Source organism: Clostridium sp. Ade.TY, from assembly GCF_000498355.1.
In the GTDB taxonomy this organism is placed as follows: domain Bacteria; phylum Bacillota; class Clostridia; order Clostridiales; family Clostridiaceae; genus Clostridium.
In genome coordinates, this window is the sequence record NZ_AVSV01000043.1 from 1 (window position 1) to 9,657 (window position 9,657).

A 9,657-nucleotide genomic window follows, 5' to 3' on the forward strand; every position below is an offset into this window, starting at 1 on the left:
AGCGACTCGTTTATCTTATCACTCAGGAACTTTTCTGTCAACACTTTTTTAAATCATTTTTTAATGATTTAAAATTTGACTTACTTCTCTTCAAGAAGTTGTTCCGCATCAGCGACGATATTTATGATAACATGTCTATTTATGTATGTTTTTAGAACTTATTTCATTTTCAGATATTATTATATATATTTGCCTAAATTCTATGTTTTACTTCATTTTTCATCTATAGACACGCCTGGTTATGTATTAGGAGTTTATATACAAAAAAACTGAATATAGTAAAACTATATAACATATTTTTACTATATTCAGCATAAATTTTTTAATTTTTTCTTTTACTCATTACAATAGGCCATTTTTTTGAACCTATATATCTTTCATCTTGTTCTATACTTATTTTTTTATCTGCTATTACATTTTCAAGCTCACATCCATTATTTATTATTGCGCCTTGAAGTATAATAGAATCTTTTATATTTACATTTGGTCCTATATAAACTCTTCTTGATATTATACTATTTTGAACCTTTCCATCTATATAACATCCATTTGCTATTAAAGAATTTTTTACTAAACTGTTATCAGTATATTGTGTCGGTCCTTCATCTTTTGGTTTTGTATATATTGGTCTTCCACTAAAAAACAGTTCTTTATTTACTTCTGAATCTAAAAAATCCATATTAGCATCATAATATGATTTTAATGAATTTATACAACTTAAATATCCTTTAAATTCATATGCTCTAACATTTAATTTATCTAAATTCGAATGTATAAAATGCTTTATTTTTTTATACATTCCACTCTTAACAGATTCATTTATTATATCTATAAATAACTCTGTTTTCATAAAATACATTTCTGTACTTATTAATGCATTTTTTTCTTTTCCAATATTTTCACCAACACTTATAATTCTATTATTATCTATATTAAGAACATCACAGTCTATAAATTTTTCTCTTGCATTATTAACTCTCTTATATACTATTGTGACATCATTATTTTCTTTTTTATGTTTATACGCTAATTCTTTAAAGTCTATATTGCAAATCATATATGAAGGTGCAATTAAAACATATTTTTTCTTACTATATCTTACAAATTCTATATTATCATTAAAGTTATGGACATCATCATATGCAGGAGAGTAATCCCCAAAATTAAATACTTTTAATCCATCCCTTTTTCTATGAAGATCCCATGGTCTACCATTTGTTAAATGATCCATTAATGATCTTGATTTATTTTTTGCAAATATTCCTATGCACTCTATACCTGAATTTGTCATATTTGAAAGTATAAAATCTATTATTCTATATCTAGCAGCTATTGGAACTGAACCTAAAGGCCTATTTCTAACTAAATCGCCCATCCTATTTTCATTTTCATCTAAATTTATTATTCCTAAACAGTTATTCATTTTTTAAATCCCTCCTATTTCAATTTTATACAGTTTTTCTTTCTTTATATTTAATCCTGTATCCAACCTCTTCTTTTGATGCTACAACAGATATTTTTTTACCGTTTCCTATTATTTGTTCTTTATTAACTATTGCATCGCTTCCTATTATTGCTTTATTTATAATTGAATAATCATCAATAACTGCATTAGGCATAATTACTGAATTTTTTATTACTGTATTTTTCCCAACATAAACTCCTTGAAATAGTACTGAATTTTCAACTGTACCATGTATAACACAACCTTCTACTATAACCGAATTTTTGACTAATGCTTCTTCTCCTATATATTGTGCTGGACTAACTGGATTTACCGAATATATCTTCCAATCTTCATCAAATAAATTTAATTTATTTTCCATATTAAGTAGATCCATATTAGCCTCCCATAAACTTTTTATAGTTCCAACATCTTTCCAGTAACCATTGAACGGATATGCAACTAATTTACATCCCTCATTTAACATATTAGGAATTATATTCTTTCCAAAATCATTGCTTGAATTTAAATCTAATTCATCTTGAATAAGATGTCTTTTCAACGTTTTCCAATTAAATATATATATTCCCATTGATGCATTTGTACTTTTTGGATTTTTAGGCTTTTCTTCAAATTCATATATACTTAAATCATCCTTTGTATTCATTATTCCAAATCTACTTGCTTCATCTATTGGTACATCAATAACAGCAATTGTTGCATCTGCATTTCTCTCTTTATGAAATTCAAGCATATTATCATAGTCCATTTTATAAATATGATCACCTGATAAAACTAATAAATATTCTGGGTCATAACTATCTATATACTCTATATTCTGATATATAGCATTTGCTGTTCCCTTATACCACATTCCGCCCTCTTCTTCTTGATAAGGTGGAAGTATACTAACTCCTCCATCTCTCCTATCAAGATCCCAAGGATCTCCTATTCCAATATGTGAATTTAATTCTAATGGCTTATATTGTGTCAGTACTCCAACAGTATATATACCAGAATTCGAACAATTACTTAAAGGAAAATCTATTATTCTATATTTTCCCCCAAAAGGTACAGCAGGTTTTGCTAAGTTTTTAGTTAATACTCCAAGTCTCGATCCTTGTCCACCAGCTAAAATCATCGCTACTATCTCTTTTTTTCCCATAAAACTATCTCCCCTCATATGTTTTTCAAAATAAAAATATTTTTATTTTTTAATCTGTCAATTCTTAAAAGTACTTATATAAACATATGATTGGATTTTTTGTTTTATACATCTTTATTTATTAAATCTTATATATAAAAAACAGTCTAAAGATTCTATATCTTTAGACTGTTTAAATTTATAGATTTTTATATACTAACTCTGATCCCCAAATTCCATTAACATATTGTGATATAGTTCTATCTGATGAAAAAATTCCTGAATGAGCTATATTAACTCCACAAATTTTTTGCCATACATTTGTATCCCTATATAAATCATCTACCTTTTTTTGTGCTTCAATATAAGAATCAAAATCTTTTAAAACAAAAAATTCATCATTATATGGTATTAAACTATCATATATTTCTCTAAATCTTTCTCTATCAAAATGATACTTACAGTTTATTAAGTCATCTATTACTGATTTTACTCTTGCATTATCTCTATATATATCAAAAGATGAATACCCTCCATTTTGATAATAATTAAGAACTTCTTCTGAATTTAATCCAAATATGATTATATTATCATTTCCAACTTCATCTTTTATTTCTATATTAGCTCCATCCAATGTTGCTATTGTAGCTGCTCCATTCATCATAAATTTCATATTTGATGTTCCTGATGCTTCTTTAGTTGTAGTAGAAATTTGTTCACTCAAATCAGTTGCTCTTATTATTTCTTCAGCTAATGAAACATTATAATTTTCTAAAAATATAACTCTTATTTTATCATTCACTCTAGGATCATTATTTATTTTTTCAGATATTTTATTTATAAGCTCTATAGTTTTTTTAGCTAAATGATATGCCGGAGCTGCTTTTCCCCCAAATATAAATGTTCTTGGAACTATATCTAAATTTGGATTTTCTAAAAGTCTATTATACAAATCCATTATTCTTAAACAATTTAATGTCTGTCTTTTATATGCATGTATTCTTTTTATTTGGACATCAAAAATTGAATTTGTATCAACCTTTATTCCTTTTCTTTTATATATTGTATCTGCTAATAATTCTTTATTATACTTCTTTATATTATGAAGCTCCATCTGAATATTTTTATCATAAGCCTTCTTTTCAAATTCTATTAAATCTATAGGATGTCTTATGAAACTATCCCCTATTGTATCAACTAATAATTTAGTTAATCTAGGATTTATTTTTAAAAGCCATCTTCTATGAGTTATTCCATTTGTTTTATTATTAAACTTATTAGGATAATAATAATAAAAATCACTCATCTCTTTCTTTTTAAGAATTTCTGTATGAAGTTTTGCAACTCCATTTACACTATGACTACCTACTATAGCTAAGTTAGCCATTCTAACTTGTCCGTCTGCTATAATTGACATTCTTGATATTTTATCCCATTGACCTGTATATGCATTCCAAAGCTCCTGGCAAAACCTTTCATTAATTTCTTCAACAATCATATATATTCTTGGAAGTAAGGATTTAAACATTTCTATAGGCCACTTCTCCAAAGCTTCTGCGAGTATAGTATGATTCGTGTATGATACTGTATTTGTTGTTATTCTCCATGCCTCTTCCCAAGGGAATCCTTCCTCATCTATTAAAATTCTCATAAGCTCAGGTATTACAAGAGTTGGATGAGTATCATTTATATGCATAGCAATTTTTTCATGTAAATTCCTTAAATCCCCATTATGTTTTTTATAATGTCTTATTATTCCTTGAACCCCAGCTGATACAAAAAAATATTGTTGTTTTAATCTAAGTATTTTCCCTTTGTATTGTGAATCATCTGGATAAAGAACTTGAGATATTGCTTCTACTGAATTTTTATATTCTAAAGCCTGTAAAAAATCTCCTCTACTAAATGATGAAAAATCAAATTCATTATTTACAGTTTCAGCACTCCAAAGCCTTAATGTGTTTATAGTATCATTCATATACCCAACAATTGGAGTATCATAAGGAACAGCAAGGACTGGTTCATAATTTACATGTGTAAACTTTAATTTTCCATTTATTCTCTCACTTATTATATTCCCACCAAACTTAACTATCTCTTTTTTATCTTGTCTCCTCTTTTCCCATACATTCCCTTCTCTAAGCCAATTGTCAGATACTTCAACCTGAACTCCATCAATTATTTTCTGTTCAAAAAAACCATATTTATATCTTATTCCACATCCATGTCCTGCTATATTAACAGATGCCATAGAGTCTAAAAAGCATGCCGCAAGTCTACCAAGTCCACCATTACCTAGCCCTTGATCTTGCTCTAAATTTTCTAATTTTTCTAATTCTATATCTAATTCTTTTAAAGCTTCTTTACATATATCTCTAATACCTAAGTTAAGAAGTGCATCTCCTAAAAGTCTTCCTAATAAAAATTCCATTGAAAAATAATATACTTGTTTTTCTTTGGTGTTGTTATATCTTTTATTAGTATTCATCCAGTTTTCTGCAACATAATCTCTAACAAGACTCCCTAAAGCTTCATACTTTTTATAATCACTTCCTTCCGAAAGTTCCTCACCATGCATCTCTAAATATTTCTTTTCATATGCTCTCTTGAAAGTATTCTTGTCGATGGTCAGCATAATACCCCCTCCTCTGAATTTTGTTATAATTTACATCCTAACTAAGCTACTATACATGCTCTTGTATTCATTTGCAGACCTTTCAAGACTATTATTAGAATCCAGTGCTTGATTAACAATAGAATTCCAAATATTTTTATCACCATATAAATCCAATGCATATTCTATTATTCCTAAAAACTCATTTGCATTATAGTTTCTAAAACTAAAACCATTGCCTATGCCATTATACTTATTGTAAGGACTAATTGTATCTTTAAGACCTCCAGTTTCTCTGACTATTGGAACAGTTCCATATCTAAGTGCTATAAGTTGACTAAGTCCACAAGGTTCAAATAAAGATGGCATTAAGAACATATCGGATGAGGCATATATTTTATGTGCTAATTCATTATCAAATTTTATATTTGTTGATACTTTATCTCTATATCTAGATGCTAAACCCATAAAATGATCCTCATAACTTGGCTCACCAGTTCCTAATATTATTAATTGAACATTATGTTGTAACAATCTATCCGCTATATCAATAATTAAGTCCAAACCTTTTTGGTTAGTTAATCTAGATACTATTCCAATCATAGCTATATCACCATTTACAGGCAGTCCAAGTTCTTCTTGAAGCCTCTCTTTATTTTTTCTTTTTCCATATAAATTATATTTATTGAAATTTTCATAAATATATCTATCATTTAATGGATTAAATTCATCATAATCTATTCCATTTAAAATTCCACTTAAAACATAATCCCTATCTCTTAAAACCGCATCTAATCGTTCACCATATTCTGGAGTTTTTATTTCATCAACATATGAATAACTAACAGTAGTTATTCTATCTGAGTACATAAGTCCACCTTTCATAAAGCTTATTCCATTATCAAAAGCTAAACTTCCGTTATAGTACAATTCCATATCATACCCAAAGAGTTCTGGTAAAATTTCTTTTGGAAATATACCTTGGAATTTAAGATTATGAATAGAAAATACAGATTTTATCTTGTTGTAAAAACTATCCTTTGAATATTCTGATTTAAGAAGAACAGGTATCATGCCTGTATGCCAATCGTTACAATTAACTACATCTGGCTTAAAGTCTATTTCTTTTAAAAATTCCAAAACTGCCCTATCAAAAAAAGCAAATCTTTCTCCATCATCAAAATAACCATAAATATTATCTCTTGAAAAATAATATTCATTATCTAATAAATAATACTTAACTCCATCATAAGTACATTCAAAAATTCCACAATATTGATTTCTCCAACCAACCTTAACATTAAGAGATTTTAAAAATTTTAGTTGATTTTTAAATTCACTATTCATTACTTTATATTTTGGTATAACTACTCTAGTATCAACATCTAACCTGTTTAAAGATTTAGATAAAGCCCCTAAAACATCTCCAAGTCCTCCTGTTTTAACAAAAGGATTTGCTTCAGCTCCAACTAATAAAACCTTCATTTTCTTCCCCTCCTTAATTTAATACTATAAAATTCATATTTGTTTCCCTTTATATAATCTTGTTGTGAACTTATATATAAATTTCAAACTATATAAAATATAATTATTTAAACTCTTGCTATCTTTATAAATATTACTAAGTTTTTAAAAAAATAACTTGTAAAAAAATTTTTCTTAAGTATTTATAATTTTTATAATGAAAAATATCTAGTATAATAAATTTAAATATAATTTTTAGGAGGTTTTTTATATGAAATCAGCAGAGTACTATATTAAAAATCTTGATATGATTCCTCATGTAGAGGGTGGATACTTTAAAGAATCATTTTTATCAGATGAAATAGTAAAAGGAAATAAAAAACTATGGAGTAGTATATATTTCTTATTAAAAACAGGAGAAGTTTCTAACTTTCATAGATTAAAATCAGATGAGATGTGGTATTATCATGATGGAGAAGCATTAACAATATACATGATAAGTCCTGATGGCACATTAATAACAAAACAACTTGGAAAAAATATAGAAAAAGGTGAATACCCTCAAGTTTTAGTTCCTAAAGGATACATATTTGGTTCAGCAATGAATAATGATGGATTTGCATTAGTAGGATGTATGGTAGCTCCTGGATTTGAATTTAGTGATTTTGAATTATTTAAAAGAGAAGATCTTTTAACTAAATATCCAGATCACACAGATATAATACTAAAACTTACTAGAAAAGATTATTAATATCTTAAACTCTATAAAATAAAAAGGTAGTAATAGAAATTAATTTCTATTACTACCTTTTTATTTTTTTGGATTAATCCTTTAATATAAATTTATATCTAAACATTATAATTTAATTTTTTAATATATAGTTTTATACCTAATTAAGCTATTCTATAAATTCAGTAAATTTCCCAGCATTATCTATAGAGAAATCTTTACTTCCATTAACTATATGTCTACAATCACTAACCTTCATTTCATCAGATAAATTAACTAAGTCATCACCTATATATGCGTTTACACTATTGTTTTGCTTAATTGATGAAATTTTAGTTTGAGATAAATCTCCACCTTTTTTCATTTCATATGTATCAACTGCCATTACAACTCTTCTTGCTTGTTCTACAACTTTTGTCTTTTTAGCTTCATCTATATAACCAGTGATATTTTTACTAAATATTATTACAAGTATACCCATTATAGCTATAACTCCAACTAATTCTATTAAAGTAAATCCTTTTTTCTTACTCTTAATTATCTTTTTACACTCAAGTTTTAAACTTCTTAAGCTCATATCACACCTCCTTATATCAAATTTCATTTTAAATTATTACCATATAATATTATTTTTAAACTATTCAAAATAAAAAAATAGCAAAGAAATTATATTTCTTTGCTAAAATTTTAATACTATATATAAATTAACAAGCTATCTCCATATCTTTGTTAATATTATTATCTTTATCTATTAACTTCATTCTAATTAAATGAACTACCATAGCCACTAAAATAGCTACAACTAAATCACAAGTTACTGTTAATACAAATGTAGTTATTAACTCAACTGCATCAAATTTATTCTTTGATATAATTTTTATACATTCTCTCCATTCACTCATATTATATGATACAACTGCAAGTATAGCTGCTAATGCAACTAATGGCACATATTGTATAAGAGGCATAAATATTATCATTATTAATAATAAAACAATAGCATGAACTATACCCGCTATTGGAGTTCTACCACCATTTTTAATATTTGCTGCTGTTCTTGCAATAGCACCTGTTGCTGGTATTCCACCAAATAGTGATGATGCTATATTCGCTAAACCTTGTCCTATTAATTCAGTATTTGAATTATGCTTTTTATCTATCATTCCATCAGCAACCACTGCTGATAATAAAGATTCAATTGCTGCTAAGAATGCTATTGTAAGTGATGGCATAATTAACACCTTTATTTTATCTATAGTTAATACCGGAAGATGTGGTTTTGGAATTGATGAAGAAATAGAACCAAATGCACTTCCTATAGTTTCAACATTTAAACTTAATCCAGTTACTATCAATGTAGATATTATTAATGCAATAAGTGAACCTGGAATTGTCTTATTAATCTTAGGGAAAAATATTATTATTCCAATACATAATAAACCTATTATTAATGTTACTAAATGAGTTTCGTTGAAATGTGTTATGTATGTTTCCCATTTAGGAATAAATTCTGATGGTACTTTTTCAATATTTAATCCAAATAAATCTTTTATTTGAGTTGATAATAATGTTATTGCAATTCCCAAAGTAAACCCTAATGTTATACTCTTAGGAATAAACTTTATTAAATTACCAAGTCTTAAAACTCCAAATAATATTAGTATTATACCTGCCATTAATGTAGACATAATTAGACCTTCAAGCCCATACTTTTCTACAATACCATATACAATAACAACAAATGCACCAGTTGGTCCTCCAATTTGAACCCTACTTCCACCAAATAATGAAATAAATAGTCCTGCAACTATAGCCGTTATAAGCCCTTTTTCTGGTGTTACCCCTGATGATATTCCAAGAGCTATTGATAACGGAAGTGCTATTATAGCAACTATTACTCCAGATATTACATCTTTAAATATTTGCTCCTTGGATAATTCCTTTTTTCTGTGTTTTAAAATGGAAAAAAACTTTGGTTTTTTCATTATTAAAGAAACGCCTCTTTTCATATAAATTTTTTGTAAACTATTTGTACACATGAAAAAAAGAGATAGTCAAAACTATCTCTTTCTTGTTCTCACCTGGCAACGTCCTACTCTCCCACACAGTCACCCGTGCAGTACCATTGGCGCTATAGAGCTTAACTTTCCTGTTCGGAATGGGAAGGAGTGTTTCCTCTATGCCATCATCACCAGATTTTCAGATGTTATCTGAAAATTGCACACGATTTTTTGTTAATTTTTTATTGGTCAAGCCCTCGA

6 protein-coding genes, 1 rRNA gene and 1 pseudogene are annotated in these 9,657 nt (G+C 27.3%); 1 reads left to right on the forward strand and 7 read right to left on the reverse strand.

Going from position 1 to position 9,657, the window contains the following annotated elements; all coding sequences use genetic code 11:
* Nucleotides 1–322: 322 nt before the first annotated feature.
* The 4 genes from glgD to glgA all read right to left on the reverse strand — a co-directional run bounded on the left by glgD (nucleotide 323) and on the right by glgA (nucleotide 6,687).
* A complete protein-coding gene (glgD, locus tag O212_RS0114940) occupies nucleotides 323–1,423 on the reverse strand; it encodes a glucose-1-phosphate adenylyltransferase subunit GlgD (protein ID WP_024615876.1) in 1,101 nt (366 codons plus the stop codon).
* Between the two features lie 25 nt (nucleotides 1,424–1,448).
* Nucleotides 1,449–2,609: a glucose-1-phosphate adenylyltransferase gene (locus O212_RS0114945; RefSeq protein ID WP_024615877.1), complete on the reverse strand. Its 1,161-nt coding sequence runs from the start codon at nucleotides 2,607–2,609 to the stop codon at nucleotides 1,449–1,451.
* Nucleotides 2,610–2,787: 178 nt separating this feature from the next.
* On the reverse strand, nucleotides 2,788–5,223 hold the full coding sequence (locus O212_RS0114950; protein WP_024615878.1) for a glycogen/starch/alpha-glucan phosphorylase: 2,436 nt from the start codon (nucleotides 5,221–5,223) through the stop codon (nucleotides 2,788–2,790).
* A 30-nt stretch (nucleotides 5,224–5,253) separates the two neighbouring features.
* Nucleotides 5,254–6,687 (reverse strand): glycogen synthase GlgA, encoded by a 1,434-nt coding sequence (gene glgA / locus O212_RS0114955; protein WP_024615879.1) that lies wholly within the window; start codon nucleotides 6,685–6,687, stop codon nucleotides 5,254–5,256.
* 250 nt (nucleotides 6,688–6,937) lie between these two features.
* Between glgA and O212_RS0114960 the strand changes: the two genes are divergently transcribed.
* Nucleotides 6,938–7,417, forward strand: coding sequence for a cupin domain-containing protein (locus tag O212_RS0114960; RefSeq protein WP_024615880.1), 480 nt, complete (start codon nucleotides 6,938–6,940; stop codon nucleotides 7,415–7,417).
* 148 nt (nucleotides 7,418–7,565) lie between these two features.
* Here the strand turns inward: O212_RS0114960 and O212_RS0114965 are convergent, their stop codons facing one another.
* From O212_RS0114965 to rrf, 3 genes and pseudogenes are all read right to left on the reverse strand, one after another.
* Complete coding sequence (locus O212_RS0114965; RefSeq protein WP_024615881.1) at nucleotides 7,566–7,973, reverse strand: type II secretion system protein; 408 nt, start codon at nucleotides 7,971–7,973, stop codon at nucleotides 7,566–7,568.
* 166 nt (nucleotides 7,974–8,139) lie between these two features.
* Nucleotides 8,140–9,381, reverse strand: a pseudogene (locus O212_RS0114970) (SulP family inorganic anion transporter); the annotation flags it as partial.
* A 94-nt stretch (nucleotides 9,382–9,475) separates the two neighbouring features.
* A 5S ribosomal RNA gene (gene rrf, locus O212_RS0114975) occupies nucleotides 9,476–9,592 on the reverse strand.
* Nucleotides 9,593–9,657 lie beyond the last annotated feature (65 nt).

Coding starts and splice junctions, on each gene's coding strand:
- glgD (WP_024615876.1), bottom strand. CDS start 1,423: ATGAATAACTGTTTAGGAATAATAAATTTAGATGAAAATGAAAATAGG.
- glgA (WP_024615879.1), bottom strand. CDS start 6,687: ATGAAGGTTTTATTAGTTGGAGCTGAAGCAAATCCTTTTGTTAAAACA.
- O212_RS0114965 (WP_024615881.1), bottom strand. CDS start 7,973: ATGAGCTTAAGAAGTTTAAAACTTGAGTGTAAAAAGATAATTAAGAGT.
- O212_RS0114950 (WP_024615878.1), bottom strand. CDS start 5,223: ATGCTGACCATCGACAAGAATACTTTCAAGAGAGCATATGAAAAGAAA.
- O212_RS0114960 (WP_024615880.1), top strand. CDS start 6,938: ATGAAATCAGCAGAGTACTATATTAAAAATCTTGATATGATTCCTCAT.
- O212_RS0114945 (WP_024615877.1), bottom strand. CDS start 2,609: ATGGGAAAAAAAGAGATAGTAGCGATGATTTTAGCTGGTGGACAAGGA.